The 19,404-nt window shown below is 53.9% G+C and carries 15 protein-coding genes; 7 read left to right on the top strand and 8 right to left on the bottom strand.

Features of this window, described 5'->3' with window-relative positions:
* Positions 1–29: 29 nt before the first annotated feature.
* From tldD to csrD, 8 genes are all read right to left on the bottom strand, one after another.
* Positions 30–1,475: a metalloprotease TldD gene (gene tldD / locus HV350_RS02590; protein ID WP_016154713.1), complete on the bottom strand. Its 1,446-nt coding sequence runs from the start codon at positions 1,473–1,475 to the stop codon at positions 30–32.
* A gap of 147 nt (positions 1,476–1,622) precedes the next feature.
* Complete coding sequence (gene yhdP / locus HV350_RS02585) at positions 1,623–5,423, bottom strand: AsmA2 domain-containing protein YhdP (RefSeq protein ID WP_181629732.1); 3,801 nt, start codon at positions 5,421–5,423, stop codon at positions 1,623–1,625.
* Between the two features lie 114 nt (positions 5,424–5,537).
* Entirely contained in the window at positions 5,538–7,007 is a 1,470-nt protein-coding gene (gene rng, locus HV350_RS02580; protein ID WP_003828822.1) for a ribonuclease G, read from the bottom strand.
* Positions 6,997–7,590 (bottom strand): nucleoside triphosphate pyrophosphatase, encoded by a 594-nt coding sequence (locus tag HV350_RS02575; RefSeq protein WP_181629731.1) that lies wholly within the window; start codon positions 7,588–7,590, stop codon positions 6,997–6,999. The genes rng and HV350_RS02575 overlap by 11 nt, the downstream gene beginning before the upstream one ends.
* A gap of 7 nt (positions 7,591–7,597) precedes the next feature.
* Entirely contained in the window at positions 7,598–8,086 is a 489-nt protein-coding gene (gene mreD, locus HV350_RS02570; RefSeq protein ID WP_003025196.1) for a rod shape-determining protein MreD, read from the bottom strand.
* Complete coding sequence (gene mreC, locus HV350_RS02565) at positions 8,087–9,109, bottom strand: rod shape-determining protein MreC (protein WP_016154716.1); 1,023 nt, start codon at positions 9,107–9,109, stop codon at positions 8,087–8,089.
* Positions 9,110–9,173: 64 nt separating this feature from the next.
* Positions 9,174–10,217 (bottom strand): rod shape-determining protein MreB, encoded by a 1,044-nt coding sequence (mreB, locus tag HV350_RS02560; protein ID WP_000913396.1) that lies wholly within the window; start codon positions 10,215–10,217, stop codon positions 9,174–9,176.
* Between the two features lie 306 nt (positions 10,218–10,523).
* Positions 10,524–12,464: an RNase E specificity factor CsrD gene (gene csrD / locus HV350_RS02555; RefSeq protein ID WP_016154717.1), complete on the bottom strand. Its 1,941-nt coding sequence runs from the start codon at positions 12,462–12,464 to the stop codon at positions 10,524–10,526.
* 225 nt (positions 12,465–12,689) lie between these two features.
* Between csrD and HV350_RS02550 the strand changes: the two genes are divergently transcribed.
* From HV350_RS02550 to panF, 7 genes are all read left to right on the top strand, one after another.
* On the top strand, positions 12,690–13,664 hold the full coding sequence (locus HV350_RS02550) for an MDR family oxidoreductase (protein ID WP_016154718.1): 975 nt from the start codon (positions 12,690–12,692) through the stop codon (positions 13,662–13,664).
* Between the two features lie 119 nt (positions 13,665–13,783).
* Entirely contained in the window at positions 13,784–14,788 is a 1,005-nt protein-coding gene (gene msrP / locus HV350_RS02545) for a protein-methionine-sulfoxide reductase catalytic subunit MsrP (RefSeq protein WP_181629729.1), read from the top strand.
* Entirely contained in the window at positions 14,789–15,388 is a 600-nt protein-coding gene (gene msrQ, locus HV350_RS02540) for a protein-methionine-sulfoxide reductase heme-binding subunit MsrQ (RefSeq protein ID WP_181629727.1), read from the top strand. It abuts the gene before it with no gap.
* 392 nt (positions 15,389–15,780) lie between these two features.
* Positions 15,781–16,251: an acetyl-CoA carboxylase biotin carboxyl carrier protein gene (gene accB, locus HV350_RS02535; RefSeq protein WP_003025210.1), complete on the top strand. Its 471-nt coding sequence runs from the start codon at positions 15,781–15,783 to the stop codon at positions 16,249–16,251.
* Between the two features lie 10 nt (positions 16,252–16,261).
* The gene (gene accC, locus HV350_RS02530; RefSeq protein ID WP_003828838.1) at positions 16,262–17,611 is read left to right on the top strand and encodes an acetyl-CoA carboxylase biotin carboxylase subunit; all 1,350 of its coding nucleotides are present in this window, start codon (positions 16,262–16,264) and stop codon (positions 17,609–17,611) included.
* A gap of 107 nt (positions 17,612–17,718) precedes the next feature.
* Positions 17,719–17,961, top strand: a complete 243-nt coding sequence (locus HV350_RS02525; RefSeq protein ID WP_016154721.1) for a YhdT family protein — start codon at positions 17,719–17,721, stop codon at positions 17,959–17,961.
* The gene (panF, locus tag HV350_RS02520) at positions 17,951–19,402 is read left to right on the top strand and encodes a sodium/pantothenate symporter (RefSeq protein WP_181629726.1); all 1,452 of its coding nucleotides are present in this window, start codon (positions 17,951–17,953) and stop codon (positions 19,400–19,402) included. Before HV350_RS02525 ends, panF begins: the two co-directional genes overlap by 11 nt.
* The last annotated feature ends 2 nt before the right edge of the window (positions 19,403–19,404 follow it).

Genomic DNA, 19,404 nt, shown 5'->3' with positions numbered 1-19,404 from the left:
ACGCTGAGCGCTATCCGGCGACCGGGTCGTTACGCGGTGCCACCTACGGTCAAGTTATCCACCTTCAGCGTCGGCTGGCCCACGCCCACCGGCAAGCTCTGTCCTTCTTTACCGCAAACGCCAACCCCGTTATCCAGTTTCAGGTCGTTACCCACCATCGAAATCTGCTGCATCGCTTCGATACCGGAGCCAATCAGCGTTGCGCCTTTCACCGGTTTTGTCACTTTACCGTTTTCAATCAGGTACGCTTCGGACGTCGAGAATACAAATTTCCCGGAGGTGATATCCACCTGACCGCCGCCAAAGTTAGGCGCATAAATACCGTATTCAACGGATTCGATGATTTCCTGCGGCGTGGATTTCCCCGGCAGCATATAGGTGTTGGTCATACGCGGCATCGGCAGGTGCGCGTAAGATTCACGGCGACCGTTACCCGTTGGCGCTACGCCCATCAGGCGCGCATTCAGTTTGTCCTGCATGTAGCCTTTCAGAATGCCGTTTTCGATCAGCACGTTGTACTGACCCGGTGTCCCTTCGTCATCGATAGCCACGGAACCACGACGGTCCGCCATTGTGCCATCATCCACAACGGTACACAGTTCTGATGCCACCAGTTCACCCATGTGACCGCTGAATACCGAGGTGCCACGGCGGTTAAAATCACCTTCCAGACCATGACCGACCGCTTCATGCAGCAGAACGCCAGGCCAGCCAGCGCCGAGTACTACCGGCAGCGTACCAGCAGGCGCTGCTACCGCGGACAGATTGACTAACGCCATGCGTACGGCCTCTTTCGCCCACGCGTCGGCACGGACTTCACCATCGAGGTCGCCAAGGAAATAGTCATAGCCAAAACGACCGCCGCCACCGCTGGCGCCGCGCTCACGCTTACCGTCCTCTTCGACCTGTACGCTTACGGACAAACGTACCAGCGGGCGGACGTCAGCGGCCAGCGTACCATCAGTCGCGGCCACCAGGATCAGTTCATAAACACCGGTCAGGCTGGCGGTCACTTCCTGGACGCGTTTGTCGGCGGCACGGGCCACGTTGTCTACGCGGCGCAGGATATCCAGTTTTTCTTCGCGGCTCATGCTCTGCAACGGATCAACCGAGGTGTAAAGCGCCTGATGCTCCACGGCCCCCAGCGTTTTTACTTTGCCGTCACCGTTGTCACGCACGATAGTACGCGCGGCATGAGCGCTTTGTTCCAGCGCCAACAGGCTAATCTGGTCTGCATAGGCAAACCCTGTTTTCTCGCCGCTGATGGCGCGCACGCCAACGCCCTGATCGATATTGTAAGAACCATCTTTAATGATGCGGTCTTCTAAAACCCAGGATTCGTGATAGCTCGACTGAAAATAGAGATCGCCGTAATCAAGACGGCGTTCGGCCAGTTGGCCCAGGATGGCAAACAGATCCTGATGTTTCAGGCCATTTGCCGCTAGCAATTGTTCACTTACCAGGTTCAGACTCATCGTTTTGATTACTCATTTAATTCTGCCGGATAGCGGAAAAAACGCCTTATCCGGCCTACGTTGTTAGGCTGCTGTAGGCCGGATAAGCGCTGCGCCATCCGGCAATACTATGTACTGAGATTGGGGCAATTACTCGCCCCCGTCAAATCATTGCTGGCTTTCTTTGCGCGGCTGACGCAGAACTTCGTTAATTTGCGGCTTATCGACCGGACCAGTGATGCGATAGCGCAGAATCGAGACTTTGCTCCACAGCGGCCCCAGCACCTTACTGGCGGCAAACACCGCCGCACCAACAATCGGGTTGACGGCAAACGCGGCGGCAACGCCTACGGTGGCAGATATTTCTGGTGCAACAATGGCTTCCATGTCCAGATCCCGGCGTACCAGGTTCACTGAACCTTTCATCGCAATATCGGCTTCCAGACCGTCCACCAGCGTGTCGTCGGTATGCATCACACCATCTTTGATCCACGCCGTGCTGCGAATCGAGTCGAAATAGAAGCCTTCGCTGAAGGTGTCGCTAAAATCAAAGCGCAGTTTACGCAGTAACGCATCGAAGCTTAGCAGGCGTAACAGTTGCCCCGCATGTCCGGTACTGAGTTCGGTAAGTTCGCCTTTGCCCAGCCGGGTACGCAAAATACCATTCAGCGAGGCTACATCAGGATCCCACGGCGGATTACGCCAATGCAGATCATACTCCACGTTGAAGGAAGAATTGCGAATCGGCGTTGATACGCCAAAGAAACCGGCTGCGGAGTCAATTTTATTGCCGCTCAGTTTACCCTTCAGCGACGTTCGCTCCTTGCCCGGCGCATTCACCCACACGCCGTCGGTGGTCAGTCTGGCAAACCCCGTATCCAACAGACCGTTACTCAAGGTCAGCGTGTCGCCTTTAATCGCTACATCGGCGTCAATGCGCCCGTATTTCTGTCCCCACATCCAGCACTCGGCACAGCGCAGTTGAAGGTCCGGCCAGCCACGGAAGCTGACGTTGTCGATGGCTGAGAACGGCGAGGCTGGCGTACTATTTTGTGACGGTTTTGCCGCGCTTGGGTTGTAATAAAGATACTTAATATTGGCCAGCCACGGCGCATTATTGCGCATAGCCAGCGTGGCGTTAATTTCACGGCCCTGCGCCTGCACGGTGGAGCCATTGCTCGCAGGCTCAGAAACGATACTCAAATTATTCCACTGTTGACCGCCCAGGGATAACGATGGCGTACGCACCGTGATGCGCTGCGGGAAGTTAGCGTTGCTGCCCACGTTATCCACAGCGCCTTTCTGGAATAACGCCAGCCATTGCGCGCCATCCATAGGGGGAAGATTAAGCTCTATGCCTTGTTGATCGGGTAACGCGGGCACGGTGCGGCTTTCCGACGCCCAGATTGAGCGGTCAAGCGTCAGTTTCTGATTCAGCAGCCAGCGGCTATTAAAATGATTTTTACTGCCAGCGTTGCCGGTCAGATCAAAGCTGCGCAGATTGCCGTTGGCCTTAACGTTCACCGGCAACGCCTCACCGGCCGCCTTATTCAGCGGAGAAGGTAAGTGACTACTTACATTCTTGAGATCGCCCTTTAACTCAACGTTATAGGTCGGCCCGGCATGATACGGAAGATCGATTCCTACCTTGCCATTCCACGCTATGCTGCCGTTCAACGCGTCGTTGACCTGCGCCGGTAAAATCCCCATGCGGCTTGGCTGCCAGTCACCTTGCAGATTCACGGCTACCTGATAGGCTTTCGCCCCTTCGGTCGTGGAAAAGTCGACGTTCAGCGGCTGATTAAACCAGTTCGCGGTCATCGGCTCGCTCTTCAGATCGCCGTTGATAAAGCTGAATTTACCATTCAAATTCTTCAGCGTGCTGTCGAGCGGTTTAATAAACAGGCTGTTATTACGCAGGTTGACGTCACCTTTGGCGGTAACCAGCGAGCCGTCTAGCGGAATATCAAGATGTAAGCGAGCATTCACATCGCCGTCAATCTGCAACTGCTCAAGCGTAGCGCCAAGTGAATCCTTCAATGGCGTCTCATCAAAATAAGGTCCAACCGCCTTGCCCGGCCCGTTGATGTCGGCATCAATCAGCAGTTTTTCTTTGGCATAGTCGGGGATGTTAGCCGTCAGATTACTGGCCTTCACACCGCCCAGATTAACGCTATCGGTCTTCATCCACAGACCGTCGTTAATGAAGTTCAGTTCAATATTAAGGTCAGTCAGCGCGGGCCAGTCGGGCTGGAAAGCAAACTTCGCATTGCGAAGCGGCACCAGTACCTGGAACTGCCCTTCATTGTGTAGATACGGGAACAGATGCGGGTCGCCGCCATACACCAACGTGGCGTTATCCGCTTCGCCGCCCTGAATAGCGCCGCTGAGGTAATCAACAAGCTCTTTGCCCATCAGGTTTTCCGGGAAGTAACGCCAGGCCTGAGAGCCATCGTCGGTGCTGATACCTGCCAGAATGCCCAACCATGGCTCATCATTGGCGGGCTGCAGATAGCGAAAACCACCGCGTGCGTGTACCGCTTTCGCTTTAACATCAATGTTGCGCCCATCTAACTGGAAACCTTTATCATTCTTCAGCCAGCTTAGCGTCGCTACGCCATCCTCTATTTCCAGCGGTGCGCGAAAGACGGTTTCATACGGCATTTTAGCTTGCTTCATGGAAGCAGTGAGCGCCCCGTTTTCAACGCTGCCCGCAAGCGTACCGGAGAAATGCTCTGCCCCTGGCAGCAGCTTCCACTGTTTCCAGGCCAGATTGGTCCACGAGGACTGGAAGCGGGTTTTTTCTGTTGCCTGTAACGGGATATCCAGCGCCAGCACATCTATTTTGCCGCTCGGCTGCGTGGCCCGCCAGATATCACCCAGCGCAGGCGATAACTTGGCCGCCATCGGACGCAGCCCTTCTAACCCGGCCAGCTCCAGATTGCTGGCGCGGATGCGTAGCTCGTCGCTGCGTTTGTTATTCTCGCCGCCGACTTCCTGTTCAGGGATCCAGGCCAGCGTTAACGCCCCGCTTGGCCAGGGTTTATCATCCATCGTGATACGGGTATCGGGAATGGAGAATTGCCAGCCCGACTGTTCGCGGCTGATGTGCGCCGTCAGGTTATCGACGGAGAGCGTGTGCGTACGACTCTCTCCCAGCCAACTTGCCCCACCTTTTTTCAGCCAGACATCGCCGCCGGAAACGACACCTTTTCTGATCGTCATCCATGCTTCCAGGCTAAAACGCGCGGTTTGCAACGCGACATTATCCTGCATCCATTTACCCAGCCACGGCTTGACGTCGATATCGTCGGCCTGCAGCCAGACCCGACCGTTATTCAACAGCCCGTTGTCATCACGCAGATCCATTCGCACCTGCATAACACCGTGCTGCCCGGTCAAACTGGAGAGACTGACCAGGCCTTCAGCGCGATGTCGGTTTTTACCGTTAAGCCAGGTAAGCTGCGGGATCGCCAGTTCTGCACGCTGGCCTGAGAGGGTTAAAAAGCTAATCTGGCTGTCGCGTAGATCGAAATGATCAAACTGACGCAGGAAGAGATCGCTCAGGTGGCCGGCTTCAATTCCATCACCGCTTTCGCTGCGCTGGATGGGGGTATTAGTACGCAGCTGCAGCTGCCAGAAGGTGAGATCGCGAAACTGCCAGCGCATGTGCAGCAAGCTTTGCCAGACATCCAGCGCTAATGTGACGCGCTTTACCGAAAATTCACCGCCATCTTTAAGCTGCGCGTGGATATCGCGCGCTTCAAGAGTAGGCCCGAAATTTTGCCAGCTAGCGGAAAGTTGGCTGGCGGAGACGGGCAGACCGGTAGCGGATTCAATCTTGTCAAGGATGGCCGGACGCCAGCTATCAAGATGAGGCAGCGCAAGGCGCAGCCCACTGACCAGCAGCGCTGCGATGACAACGAATGCGGCTCCAGTGAGCAGTAATATCCCCGGCAATCGCCTCACGCGCCTCTCCTTGTCTACCAAAAAATGTGACTCACAAAACCGTCTTGCCGGATGGCGGCGTGAACGCCTTCTCCGGCCTGCAAGGTATCGCCATTGGGCGTTTACCAGGCCAGATTACATCATGACAACGTCGAACTGCTCCTGGTTATACAGCGGTTCGACTTGTACTTTAACCTGTTTGCCGACAAAGATTTCCACTTCTGCCAACGCATGTGACTCTTCACCCTTCAGGGTTTCAGCCACTGCCGGAGATGCATAAACCAAGAAACGATCGGAGTCATATGCATGGTGTACCCGCACGATTTCGCGCATGATTTCATAGCATACAGTTTCCACGGTTTTCACCGTACCGCGCCCATGACAGGTCGGACACTCGTTACACAGCACATGTTCCACGCTTTCACGCGTGCGTTTGCGCGTCATCTCCACCAGGCCCAGCTGAGAAAAACCGTTGATGCTGGTTTTTACGCGATCCTTGCTCAGCGCCTGTTCCAGAGAGTGCAGCACCCGTCGACGGTGATCTTCATTATTCATGTCGATAAAATCGATAATGATAATGCCGCCGAGGTTACGCAGACGCAGCTGACGAGCAATGGCCTGCGTTGCTTCAATATTAGTATTAAAGATAGTGTCGTCGAGATTACGATGCCCAACAAACGCTCCGGTATTGATATCGACGGTGGTCATTGCTTCAGTTTGATCGATGATCAGATAGCCGCCGGATTTCAGTTCAACCTTGCGTTCCAGCGCGCGCTGGATTTCATTCTCAACGTCAAAGAGATCAAAAATGGGCTGGCGCCCGCTGTAATGTTCCAGCTTGCTGGTCATCTCGGGGATATATTCCGCTGTGAACTCCAGCAACGCTTCATAGGTCAGACGAGAGTCAACGCGGATCCGGTCAAGCTGGGCATCGGCAAAATCACGCAACACGCGCTGCGCCAGCGCCAGTTCGCCGTACATCTGGTAGCGCGTTTGCGGGCGTTTTTTACGCTCCATGACTTTAGTCCAGACGCGCTTCAGGTAGGCAGCATCTGAGGCCAGATCCTCCTCGCAGACGCCTTCCGCCGCTGTGCGAATGATGAATCCGCCCTGTTCATCGCAGTAATCCGCCACCACTTTTTTCAGGCGTTCGCGTTCGGTTTCGCTTTCGATACGTTGGGAAACGCCAACGTGCGAAGCACCTGGCATAAAGACGAGGTAACGGGAAGGAAGCGTGATGTCCGTCGTCAGGCGTGCGCCCTTAGTACCCAACGGATCTTTTACCACCTGCACCATCAGATCCTGGCCCTGGCGCACCAGTTCAGAAATGTCGCGCACGGTGAACTGTTTTTGTTCTTCACCCGCCACGCATTCGGTGTGCGGCATGATGTCTGAAGCGTGAAGAAATGCGGCTTTATCCAGTCCAATATCTACAAAAGCCGCCTGCATACCCGGAAGTACACGACTTACACGACCTTTGTAGATATTGCCTACGATTCCGCGTCGCGCCTCACGTTCAATATGAATTTCCTGCAGAATACCGCCATCAATGTAAGCCACCCGAGTTTCCGATGGCGTTACGTTTACCAACAATTCAGCCGTCATGTTTATCCCTTTTCTCACGCAGTGCGTTAAAATTGGTCAGCAACTCATACGTTTCTACCAGCGGTAAGCCGACTACGGCGTGATAGCTGCCATTGATCTTCCTGACAAAACAGCCACCCAACCCTTGAATACCGTATGCACCTGCTTTATCCATTGGTTCACCGCTGGCAACATAGCCCGCGATGTCCTCATCGGTTAGTGCTCTGAACGTCACATCCGTCACCACCAGACAGTCCAGACTGTGCCGGCGGTCGGCCAATGCCACGGCGGTCATGACCTGATGCGTTTTACCCGACAGTTTGCGCAGCATTGCTGCGGCATGGGCGTCGTCGTGTGGTTTTTCCAGCACTTCGCCATTAAGGATAACAATGGTATCCGCACCCAATACCGGCAAATCGCGCTGCGCCAGCGCCACGCCAGCCTGCGCTTTTTCGCGTGCCAGACGCGAAACATACTGCTGCGCGCTCTCCTGCGGGTGTCGCTGTTCTTCAATCCCAGGCACCAGCCGTTCAAAGGTAACACCAAGCTGAGCGAGCAGCTCCTGACGACGTGGAGAACCTGAAGCAAGATACAGAGTATTCATATCAACCTTATTGCACCGCAAACTGCTGACGGACTTTACGCATCAGTAAGAATAGCCATGGCCAAAGCACACCATTCACTACACTACTCCAGAACACTTCGGGTCTGAAAGAGACATTGATCACTAAAAACTCGGCCCAGAAAACAATAATATCCACGACCAGTGATAACAACATGACCACCAGCGCCTGTTGCCAGAGCGCGAGGTTACGGAATAGCTGGAATTTCAGCGCGACCAGATAAGCAATGATACTCATCGACAATGCGCGCACGCCAAGCGTGGAGCCGCTGATGAGATCCAGTATGGCACCCACCACAAATCCCGTGCCCACATTTACGCGATGCGGCAGCGCCAGGATCCAGTACAACAAGATGAGCAGTACCCAGTTTGGCCGGAAAACCAGAATATCGTCCGGCCAGGGCATGACTTGCAGCAACAGTGCAATAAGGAACGAGAGCCAAATCACCCAACGTCCCTGGCTACGATAGCTTGCCACTTACTGTCCTCCCGGCTTACGCGGAGCAGGTTGTGGCGGCGTGGTACCCGCAGGCGCTGGAGTCACGCCTGTGGCGGGAGCTGGCACTGGCGCAGGCGGCCCCATGGCATCTGGTGCAGGCAGAACTTGCGGCATCATTTGCATCAGACGTTCATTGGCAACGCGGTGCACTTCTTCGGGCGTCATCGGATTTGCGCCGTTACGATCGGCGCCCCACAACAGCAGCAGATAACGCAGACGCTGCAGACCCGCGGTCGGGCGTGCCTGAATCACGGTATAAGCGCGCTGAGTGTCCAGCTTAACGGAAGAAACAACACCAACCGGATAGCCTTCAGGGAAACGTCCCCCCAGACCCGAGGTAACCAGCACATCGCCAACGCGAATGTCGGTGTTGGCCGGCAGGTGTTCGAGCTGAAGATCGTCGGTGCAGCCGTTACCGGCAGCGATCACGCGGATATCGTTACGCAGTACCTGAATGGGCAGAGCATGCGTCGCATCGCAAATCAGCAGCACGCGGCTGGTCAGTTTAGCCACCGCTACGACCTGACCCACAACGCCTTTGTCGCTAATAACCGGCTGACCTTCGTAGACACCGTTAACGCTCCCTTTGTCGATCACCACCTGATCGCTGTAAGGGTCATTAACCGTTGAGATGACCTGCGTCACCATCTTTTGTTCGTCCTGACGCAGCGGCGATCCCAGCAGCTCACGCAAACGCGCGTTCTCCTGTTTATACTGCCCCAGCATCAGCAGCTCGCTGTTTTTCAGCAGCAGTTCCTGACGCAACGCCCGATTTTCAAGTTCGAGTTGGTCACGCGAAGCCAGCGTTTGCGAAACGCCGTCGAGTAATTCACGAGGACCATTTGAGATAAAGTAGAAAGGACTGACGGCGGTATCCATGTACGTTCGGATTTGACTAAACGTACCCAGGCGGCTGTCGGCAATAATAACGCCGAGCGCCACCAGCACCGCCAGAATAAGGCGAATCTGTAGCGACGGGCCACGGCTAAAAATTGGCTTCATAGTCTATGCGTATTCTCGTATCAGAGCGGAAGGGCAACCCGCGGGCTACCCTACCTGCATCCGATTACTCTTCGCTGAACAGGTCGCCGCCGTGCATATCGATCATTTCCAGCGCCTTGCCGCCACCGCGCGCCACGCAGGTCAGCGGATCTTCAGCAACAACAACTGGAATACCGGTTTCTTCCATTAACAGACGGTCAAGGTTACGCAGCAGAGCACCGCCACCGGTCAGTACCATGCCGCGTTCGGAGATGTCAGACGCCAGTTCTGGCGGACACTGTTCCAGTGCAACCATCACCGCACTCACGATACCGGTCAGCGGTTCCTGCAGGGCTTCCAGAATCTCGTTGGAGTTCAGGGTAAAGCCGCGTGGAACACCTTCTGCCAGGTTACGGCCGCGAACTTCGATCTCGCGCACTTCGTCGCCCGGATAAGCGGAACCGATTTCGTGTTTAATACGTTCTGCGGTGGCTTCACCGATCAGAGAACCGTAGTTACGACGAACATAATTAATGATGGCTTCGTCGAAGCGGTCGCCGCCAATACGTACAGAAGAGGAGTAAACCACGCCGTTCAGGGAGATAACGGCAACTTCAGTTGTACCACCACCGATATCCACAACCATAGAACCGGTTGCTTCAGAAACTGGCAGACCCGCCCCGATCGCAGCCGCCATCGGCTCTTCGATCAGGAATACTTCACGGGCACCTGCGCCCTGGGCGGATTCACGGATCGCGCGGCGTTCAACCTGAGTTGCTCCAACCGGTACACATACCAGTACGCGCGGGCTTGGGCGCATGAAGCTATTGCTGTGCACTTGTTTGATAAAGTGCTGGAGCATTTTTTCAGTCACGAAGAAGTCAGCGATAACGCCGTCTTTCATTGGGCGAATGGCAGCGATATTGCCCGGTGTACGACCCAGCATCTGCTTCGCGTCATGGCCCACTGCGGCTACGCTTTTTGGCGAGCCGGCACGATCCTGACGAATGGCCACAACAGAAGGCTCATTCAATACGATGCCTTGTCCTTTTACATAAATAAGGGTATTCGCGGTACCCAGGTCAATGGACAGGTCATTGGAAAACATGCCACGAAATTTTTTCAACATACTAAGGGATAATCCTGAAAGCTGGGGCGGAAAACAAAATCCGCTTACTTTACCAACCACACGCAGCAGCGACAAGGCGCAAAAATCATCTGCTACGGTGAAAATTAGTGCAGTTCGTTTCCTTTGTTACAAAATCGGCCTGAGTCCATCAGGGCTGAATAAATCAGCAGCACTCCTCGCTTTTGTTTGCAACCTGTCAAAGGTCATTCACCTGCATGTTTGCTGTTACAACCTGGCGAGCAGACAAGCACACCCCCAGAAGGCACAGCGCGCGTTATTCTACGTGAAAACGAATTAAACGGCAGGTTAAACCGAGTATCTTTGCGAATATTTTTTCACGTTAGTGTCAAGTGGCTGTGATGCGGCAAAAAAATCCCCTTGCCCACCCGCAACTCCGCGTTCCGTCAGCGTATGCCACTCGCTACGCGAACGAACGCCCGTGGCGTAAACCTGCGTTGGTGTTCCAGAACAAGCCTCCACCAGGCTTTGCACCAGGAGCTGGTTTTCGGTTCGCTTATCAATATTCCTCACCAGGCTTGGATGCAGCTTCAATAACTCAACGTTAAGCTCTTTGATCCAACTGGTGCTCACCAGCGTTAAACCCGCCTGCGTAACGGCAATTCGCACACCCAGCGCATTCATCAATCTGATGACGGGCTGTAACCGGCTGATATGTTGACAGACATCTGCCTCAGCAAGTTCAATAATTATGCGTTTGCGTAATGATTTTTCGCACTGCATCAGCGTATCACGTAGCCAGCGCTGAAAACGTGGGCGAATTAGCGATTCAACCGTTGTCTGCATCGCCAGGTTTTCCTGCGGCCAGTAGCCCAACAGTAAGATCAGACGGCTGATTTGCAGACGGTCATATTCTTCAGCCAGGCCAAACTGCAGGACCATCGGCATATATTCCGCCGAAATAACCTCTTCGCTGCCATCAAAAATACGGCACATCAGCTCCCGGTGGTGCACCCGTCCTTCACGGGTTACCGCAGGCTTTTGATAAATTCTTGGTCCACCCCGGCTGAGCATCTGTTCGATCAGCGTTCGCCAGCGTACGTTACCCCGACCTTTTTCCGGTAGTGAGTCATCATAGACCGACCAACTGTTCCCACCCTGCAATACCGAGTTCCGCGTGGCGGCTTCGGCGTGATCCATCACTTGTTCCGTCGACTGACCGCTGCGGCAAACACAAATGCCAATATGAACCATATCGGCACGGTCGATCATTTTATTAGCCGGAAGCGCATCTACCGCTTTTAATAATTGCCCGGCAATACTTTCCGCCTCTTTCAGCGTGCGGTGTGGCAACAGGATGGCAAAATCGCTACGGTGGTAGCGCGCCAGCAACGCGCCCGGATAGCGCGTCATAAAAGTCGACAACAAATTGATTAGCGTTGAAATTTGTTCTTCCGCAAGGGTAATTCCCCAGCTATCGCGCAGCAGCGTAAAGTCCGGCAGGCGTACCATCATCACGACACCATGCGATCCCACTTTTTCCTGATCTTCCAGCAGCGTTGCCAGTTGGTTATCAAAGAACAGGCGGTTGCTTAGCCCGGTTTTTGTATCCTGCGCCACATAGGAACGAATCAGCGTATCCAGTCGGCTACGTTGCTCGCGGGCACTTTGAATTTCGGTCAGCAGCATATCGAGCGCGCTACTGGTACGCGCAGGCCATTCATAGACAGTCCCCCGCACGTTCGGTCCACGTTCGCCGTTAAGAATGCGCGTTGAACGAATCTCCAGCAACTCTTGACCTGAAAGCTGACGCTGAAGCCAGCGCACAGACAAAAAGAGCATCAGTATAATGAAAGCAATCGCCAACGTGAGCGGCGCGGTAGTCATCAGCGAATGGAAATAGTTGCCCATTGGATCCTGATAAACCAGACGCAGCGACATGCCCGGGTGTTTGACCAACGGGACGGTGACATCACGATACAGATTGTTCGTCCCCGCCGGGCGGTAGCTGCTGGTTCGGGAGTGGTCATACACCACGTGTTCGCCCTGAAGCAGTTCGACGCGCACGATATCAACCGAAACCATCAGTTCATCGATTTGCGGGGTTAGCGCAACGACATCGCGGGAGACAAGGTGCGTATCAATCGCCGTCGCCACCGCCTGAACACGGGTGGTGAACTTATATTGAATCGCGTTATAGAAACTCAGCGAGCAGCCGATCAGAGTCACGAAGATCGTTAACCCTGTAAGCAGCGTCACAAAAGCTGAAAATTTCGTCGTTAATCGCATCCTTGTGTTAACTCCGACAGTTATGAAACAGGCATGAAAGTGATAAAGCGGCGCGAAAATGCAAAACTGAACGCAAAATCCGTCCATTTATACAAACAGTGTGGGCATACTACCAAATTAGGTATATCTGGCAATTTATTGCGCGGAATCGGCATCATGTTTTGATTAGCGAGTATAGTCTTCATTAATAATTTTCCAATCCACTATACGAATTGAGGACAGGTTATGCAGGCTTTGATCTTAGAACAGCAGGACGGAAAAACCCTCGCATCCGTTCAACCCCTCGACGAAAATCAGCTACCGGAAGGCGATGTGACGGTGGATGTCCACTGGTCAAGCCTGAACTATAAAGACGCCCTGGCTATCACCGGCAAGGGTAAAATCATTCGCAATTTTCCGATGATTCCTGGTATCGATTTCGCCGGTACCGTGCGCACTAGCGAAGATCCCCGTTTTCATGCAGGTCAGGAAGTTTTACTGACCGGCTGGGGCGTGGGTGAAAATCATTGGGGTGGACTGGCCGAACGCGCACGCGTGAAAGGCGACTGGCTGGTTGCGCTGCCACAAGGGCTGGACGGACGTAAAGCCATGGTCATCGGTACCGCTGGCTTTACCGCCATGCTGTGCGTCATGGCGCTTGAAGATGCAGGTATTCGCCCGCAAGACGGTGAGATTGTCGTCACTGGCGCCAGCGGCGGCGTGGGCAGCACGGCCGTGGCGTTACTGCATAAGCTGGGTTATCAGGTTGCGGCGGTTTCGGGTCGCGAAAGCACTCACGACTACCTGAAGAGCCTGGGCGCTAACCGTATCCTTAGCCGCGATGAATTTGCTGAATCTCGCCCGTTGGAAAAACAGCTGTGGGCTGGTGCGGTTGATACCGTTGGCGACAAAGTTCTGGCAAAAGTCCTGGCACAGATGAACTACGGTGGCTGCGTTGCCGCCTGCGGTCTGGCTGGCGGTTTCGCTCTGCCGACGACGGTGATGCCATTTATTCTGCGTAACGTTCGTTTGCAAGGGGTGGACTCGGTGATGACCCCGCCGGCACGCCGGGCAGAAGCCTGGGCGCGTCTGGTTAAGGATCTGCCGGACTCTTTCTATGCTCAGGCCGCCACGGAGATTACGCTGGCGGATGCGCCGAAGTTTGCCGATGCCATCATCAATAACCAGGTGCAAGGTCGTACGCTGGTGAAGGTGAAGTAACAGGCTCCAGCGCAGAAATTTACACTTAATTAACGAAATTTCGCGGCATATCTACAGACTCCCTGCCATATTAACTACGCGTCCCCTGTCAGTTATGACGCGTAAGCCGGGAGTCTGTTATGAAGAAATTACGTCCATTTACAGAAGCCGACGTCACTGACGAGTCGGCTTTTTTTATGCAACGCCGCCAGGTACTGAAAGCATTAGGGATCAGCGCCGCCGCGTTGTCTTTCCCCCTCTCTGCGCAGGCTGACCTTCTTAGCTGGTTTAAGGGGAATGACCGCCCGCCCGCGCCCGCGGGTAAGCCGCTTGATTTCAGTAAACCCGCCGCCTGGCAAAATTCGCTTCCTTTAACGCCGGCGGATAAAGTTTCTGGCTACAACAACTTCTATGAGTTCGGTCTCGATAAAGCGGATCCGGCAGCCAATGCTGGCAGTCTGAAAACCGATCCGTGGACGTTAAAAATCAGTGGTGAGGTGGTAAAACCACTCACCCTCGATCACGATGCGCTGACCGCCCGTTTCCCACTGGAAGAACGGATTTACCGGATGCGCTGTGTGGAAGCCTGGTCAATGGTCGTGCCGTGGATTGGTTTTCCGTTACATAAACTGCTGGCGCAGGTTGAACCTACCAGCAACGCAAAATATGTCGCCTTCGAAACGATCTACGCACCGGATGAGATGCCCGGACAAAAAGATCGCTTTATTGGCGGCGGGCTGAAGTATCCCTATATTGAAGGACTGCGTCTGGATGAAGCTATGCATCCACTCACTCTGCTTACCGTGGGGGTTTATGGAAAAGCTCTTCCCCCACAAAATGGCGCGCCCATTCGCTTAATTGTGCCGTGGAAATACGGATTTAAAGGCATTAAGTCGATCGTGAGCATTAAACTAACCCGCGAACGCCCCCCGACAACCTGGAATCTGGCCGCCCCCAATGAATATGGATTTTATGCCAACGTGAATCCGCATGTTGATCACCCGCGCTGGTCCCAGGCCACTGAGCGTTTTATTGGCGCAGGCGGTATTCTGGACGTTCAGCGCCAACCCACGCTGCTGTTTAACGGTTACGCCGACGAGGTCGCTTCGCTGTACCGTGGTCTTAATCTGCAGGAGAATTTTTAAGTGCGCCTGACTGCAAAGCACATTACCGGACTGAAAGTTTGCCTGCATCTTGCCGGCTTTTTACCGTTTGTCTGGCTATTTTGGGCGGTGAATCACGGTGGTCTGAGCGCAGACCCGGTCAAAGATATCCAGCACTTTACCGGTAGGACAGCTCTGAAATTCTTGCTGGCGACCTTGCTGGTCTCTCCCCTCGCGCGCTACGCTAAACAGCCATTATTGATACGCACACGGCGCCTGTTAGGGCTATGGTGTTTCGCCTGGGCAACGTTGCATTTAACCAGCTACGCACTCCTGGAACTGGGCATTCATAATCTGGCGCTGTTAGGACGGGAATTAATCTCGCGACCTTATTTGATGCTGGGCATTGCCAGTTGGGGCATATTATTCGCCCTCACGTTAACCTCCACCCAGTCGGCTCAGCGAAAACTGGGCAAAAATTGGCAGTATTTGCACAACTTCGTCTATCTTGTGGCGATCCTGGCACCCATACATTATCTGTGGTCGGTAAAAATTATCTCCCCTCAACCGATTATTTATGCAGCACTCGCTGTGGTGTTGTTAGCCTGCCGTTACAAGAAGTTTCGCCAGTGGTGGCGGTAGTTTCACGTTATGTGCAGTGCGTTACAAAATGTGGACGATCCGATTTTCTTTACATGTTAACGGTTGATTATCTTCCCTGATAAGACCAGTATTTAGCTGCCAAATGCTACGAAATAGTTATAATGTGCGACTTTGCTATCCCCGGTAGCGTTTTTAGAGCGCTGAAAGGGTGACATTCGCATGTTGAAGGTATATTTTGTCTTTTACCCGAAAATGGCAGAAGATAGCCGCACAATGACTAACAAGTCTGGCAATCTCACTTAATGGCAACCGCACCCAGTGCAATGCCTGAGATGCGTGGCATCTTGTCACTCACTGTTATAAAAATGCTATACAGACGGCGGTAAAACGCTTGTCACAATCTCACTAAACAAAGAGTACGGAACCCACTCATGGATATTCGTAAGATTAAAAAACTGATCGAGCTGGTTGAAGAATCAGGCATCTCCGAACTGGAAATTTCTGAAGGCGAAGAGTCTGTACGCATCAGCCGTGCGGCGCCAGCTGCAAGTTTTCCAATGATGCAACAGGCTTATGCTGCACCAGTGATGCAGCAGCCAGCTCTGTCTAACGCTGTCGCACAAACTGCCTCTCCAAGTATGGAAGCTCCGGCAGCAGCGGAAATCAGTGGTCACATCGTACGCTCCCCAATGGTTGGTACGTTCTACCGCACCCCGAGCCCAGATGCGAAAGCGTTCATCGAAATCGGCCAGAAAGTGAATGCGGGCGATACCCTGTGCATCGTTGAAGCCATGAAAATGATGAACCAGATCGAAGCCGACAAATCCGGCGTAGTGAAAGCGATTCTGGTAGAAAGCGGTCAACCGGTAGAATTTGACGAGCCGCTGGTCGTCATCGAATAACGAGGCGAACATGTTGGATAAAATTGTTATCGCCAACCGCGGTGAGATCGCCCTGCGTATTCTGCGTGCCTGTAAAGAGCTGGGCATCAAGACTGTCGCTGTGCATTCAAGCGCGGATCGCGATTTAAAACACGTATTGCTGGCGGATGAGACGGTCTGTATTGGCCCGGCTCCGTCCGTAAAAAGCTATCTGAACATCCCGGCTATCATTAGCGCTGCTGAAATCACCGGCGCAGTGGCAATTCACCCGGGCTATGGCTTCCTCTCTGAGAATGCCAACTTTGCTGAACAGGTAGAACGTTCCGGCTTTATCTTCATCGGCCCGAAAGCCGACACCATCCGCCTGATGGGCGATAAAGTGTCCGCAATTACCGCGATGAAGAAAGCTGGCGTACCGACAGTCCCAGGCTCTGACGGCCCGCTGGGCGACGACATGGACGCTAACCGCGCTCATGCTAAACGCATCGGTTATCCAGTTATTATCAAAGCCTCCGGCGGCGGCGGCGGTCGCGGTATGCGCGTCGTGCGCAGCGATGCCGAACTGGCACAATCCATCTCCATGACCAAAGCGGAAGCGAAAGCGGCTTTCAACAACGACATGGTTTACATGGAGAAGTACCTGGAAAACCCACGCCACATCGAAATTCAGGTGCTGGCAGACGGTCAGGGTAACGCGATTTATCTGGCAGAACGTGACTGCTCCATGCAGCGTCGTCACCAGAAAGTCGTCGAAGAAGCACCAGCACCGGGCATTACTCCGGAACTGCGTCGCTACATCGGCGAGCGTTGCGCCAAAGCGTGCGTTGATATCGGCTATCGCGGGGCAGGTACTTTCGAGTTCCTGTTCGAAAACGGCGAGTTCTACTTCATTGAAATGAACACCCGTATTCAGGTTGAACACCCGGTAACCGAAATGATCACCGGCGTTGACCTGATCAAAGAGCAGCTGCGCATCGCTGCGGGACAACCGCTGTCCATCAAGCAGGATGAAGTTGTGGTTAAAGGCCATGCGGTAGAATGCCGTATCAACGCCGAAGACCCGAACACCTTCCTGCCAAGCCCGGGTAAAATCACGCGTTTCCACGCGCCGGGTGGCTTTGGTGTGCGCTGGGAGTCTCATATTTACGCAGGCTACACCGTACCTCCGTACTATGACTCAATGATCGGTAAGCTGATCTGCTATGGCGAAAACCGCGATGTAGCAATCGCCCGTATGAAAAACGCGTTGCAGGAACTGATCATCGACGGTATCAAAACCAACGTTGATCTGCAGATCCGCATCATGAATGACGAGCATTTCCAGCACGGTGGAACCAATATCCACTATCTGGAGAAAAAACTCGGACTTCAGGAAAAGTAAGCGTGCGTTAACTGAAAAGGCCGGAAATTCCGGCCTTTTGTTTTTCTCCCCTCCCGCACGTGCCATAAGGTACAATCCCCGCTTTCTTTATCCACAAGGGACAAAAAATGGACGCTCGTTTTGTTCAGGCCCATAAAGAGGCGCGCTGGGCGCTGTGGCTGACCCTTTTATATCTTGCCACATGGTTAGTGGCCGCTTACTTACCAGATTCCACGCTCGGTTTTACCGGCTTACCACACTGGTTCGAAATGGCCTGCCTGCTAACGCCGCTGGTTTTCATCGTGCTGTGCTGGGCGATGGTGAAGTTTATCTATCGCGACATTCCGTTGGAGGATGACGATGCAGCTTGAAGTTATTTTGCCGCTGGTCGCCTATCTGTTGGTGGTCTTCGGTCTTTCCGTTTACGCCATGCGTAAGAGATCGACCGGCACTTTCCTGAATGAATATTTCCTCGGCAGCCGCTCGATGGGCGGGGTCGTATTAGCCATGACGCTAACGGCAACCTACATTAGCGCCAGTTCGTTTATTGGCGGTCCTGGCGCCGCTTACAAATACGGGCTGGGATGGGTGCTGCTGGCGATGATCCAGTTGCCCGCCGTTTGGCTTTCTTTGGGGATTCTTGGTAAGAAATTCGCGATTCTGGCTCGCCGTTATAATGCCGTTACCCTCAACGATATGCTGTTTGCCCGCTACCAGAGTCGCCTGCTTGTGTGGCTGGCAAGCCTTAGCCTGCTGGTCGCGTTTGTCGGTGCAATGACCGTACAGTTTATTGGCGGCGCACGTTTGCTTGAAACCGCTGCGGGTATACCTTACGAAACCGGTCTGCTTATTTTTGGCGTCAGTATCGCATTGTATACGGCGTTCGGCGGTTTTCGCGCCAGCGTACTGAACGACACCATGCAGGGTATGGTGATGCTGATTGGTACTATTGTTCTGCTGGTCGGCGTCGTTCATGCTGCCGGTGGCCTCAGCAATGCGGTGGTAACCCTGCAAACTATCGACCCTAAACTGGTCTCGCCGCAAGGCGCGGATGACATTCTGTCACCCACGTTCATGACCTCATTCTGGGTACTGGTGTGCTTTGGCGTAATTGGGCTGCCGCATACAGCAGTACGCTGCATCTCTTATAAAGACAGCAAAGCTGTACACCGCGGCATTATCATCGGCACCATCGTAGTGGCAATCCTGATGTTTGGTATGCATCTGGCGGGTGCGTTGGGGCGTGCGGTGATCCCTGATCTGACAGTGCCGGATCTGGTTATCCCTACGCTGATGGTCAAAGTGTTGCCGCCGGTAGTTGCTGGGATCTTCCTCGCGGCCCCCATGGCCGCGATCATGTCGACGATCAATGCCCAATTGCTGCAAAGTTCCGCTACGATCATTAAGGATCTGTACCTGAACCTGCGTCCGGAACAGCTGAAAAACGAAACCCGGCTGAAGCGCATGTCGGCAGTAATTACCCTATTGCTCGGCGCGTTACTGCTACTGGCCGCCTGGAAACCGCCAGAGATGATTATCTGGCTTAACCTGCTGGCGTTTGGCGGGCTGGAAGCTGTCTTCCTGTGGCCGCTGGTACTGGGCCTGTACTGGGAGCGGGCAAACGCCGCGGGCGCTTTGAGCGCGATGATTATCGGCGGCGTTCTTTATGCCGTACTCGCTACATTTAACATTCAGTACCTGGGTTTCCACCCGATTGTGCCCTCGTTACTGATAAGCTTGCTGGCTTTCCTGATCGGCAACCGTTTCGGTTCTGCCGTCCCGCAAGCCGCCATATTGACTACTGATAAATAAAA

The organism is Citrobacter sp. RHBSTW-01013, assembly GCF_013781985.1.
Lineage (GTDB): Bacteria > Pseudomonadota > Gammaproteobacteria > Enterobacterales > Enterobacteriaceae > Citrobacter > Citrobacter braakii.
This window is presented reverse-complemented; position numbering and strand designations above follow the sequence as displayed.

Coding starts and splice junctions, on each gene's coding strand:
- tldD (WP_016154713.1), bottom strand. CDS start 1,475: ATGAGTCTGAACCTGGTAAGTGAACAATTGCTAGCGGCAAATGGCCTG.
- HV350_RS02525 (WP_016154721.1), top strand. CDS start 17,719: ATGGACGCTCGTTTTGTTCAGGCCCATAAAGAGGCGCGCTGGGCGCTG.
- csrD (WP_016154717.1), bottom strand. CDS start 12,464: ATGCGATTAACGACGAAATTTTCAGCTTTTGTGACGCTGCTTACAGGG.
- HV350_RS02575 (WP_181629731.1), bottom strand. CDS start 7,590: ATGAATACTCTGTATCTTGCTTCAGGTTCTCCACGTCGTCAGGAGCTG.
- mreC (WP_016154716.1), bottom strand. CDS start 9,109: ATGAAGCCAATTTTTAGCCGTGGCCCGTCGCTACAGATTCGCCTTATT.
- accB (WP_003025210.1), top strand. CDS start 15,781: ATGGATATTCGTAAGATTAAAAAACTGATCGAGCTGGTTGAAGAATCA.
- rng (WP_003828822.1), bottom strand. CDS start 7,007: ATGACGGCTGAATTGTTGGTAAACGTAACGCCATCGGAAACTCGGGTG.
- accC (WP_003828838.1), top strand. CDS start 16,262: ATGTTGGATAAAATTGTTATCGCCAACCGCGGTGAGATCGCCCTGCGT.
- HV350_RS02550 (WP_016154718.1), top strand. CDS start 12,690: ATGCAGGCTTTGATCTTAGAACAGCAGGACGGAAAAACCCTCGCATCC.
- msrP (WP_181629729.1), top strand. CDS start 13,784: ATGAAGAAATTACGTCCATTTACAGAAGCCGACGTCACTGACGAGTCG.
- mreB (WP_000913396.1), bottom strand. CDS start 10,217: ATGTTGAAAAAATTTCGTGGCATGTTTTCCAATGACCTGTCCATTGAC.
- panF (WP_181629726.1), top strand. CDS start 17,951: ATGCAGCTTGAAGTTATTTTGCCGCTGGTCGCCTATCTGTTGGTGGTC.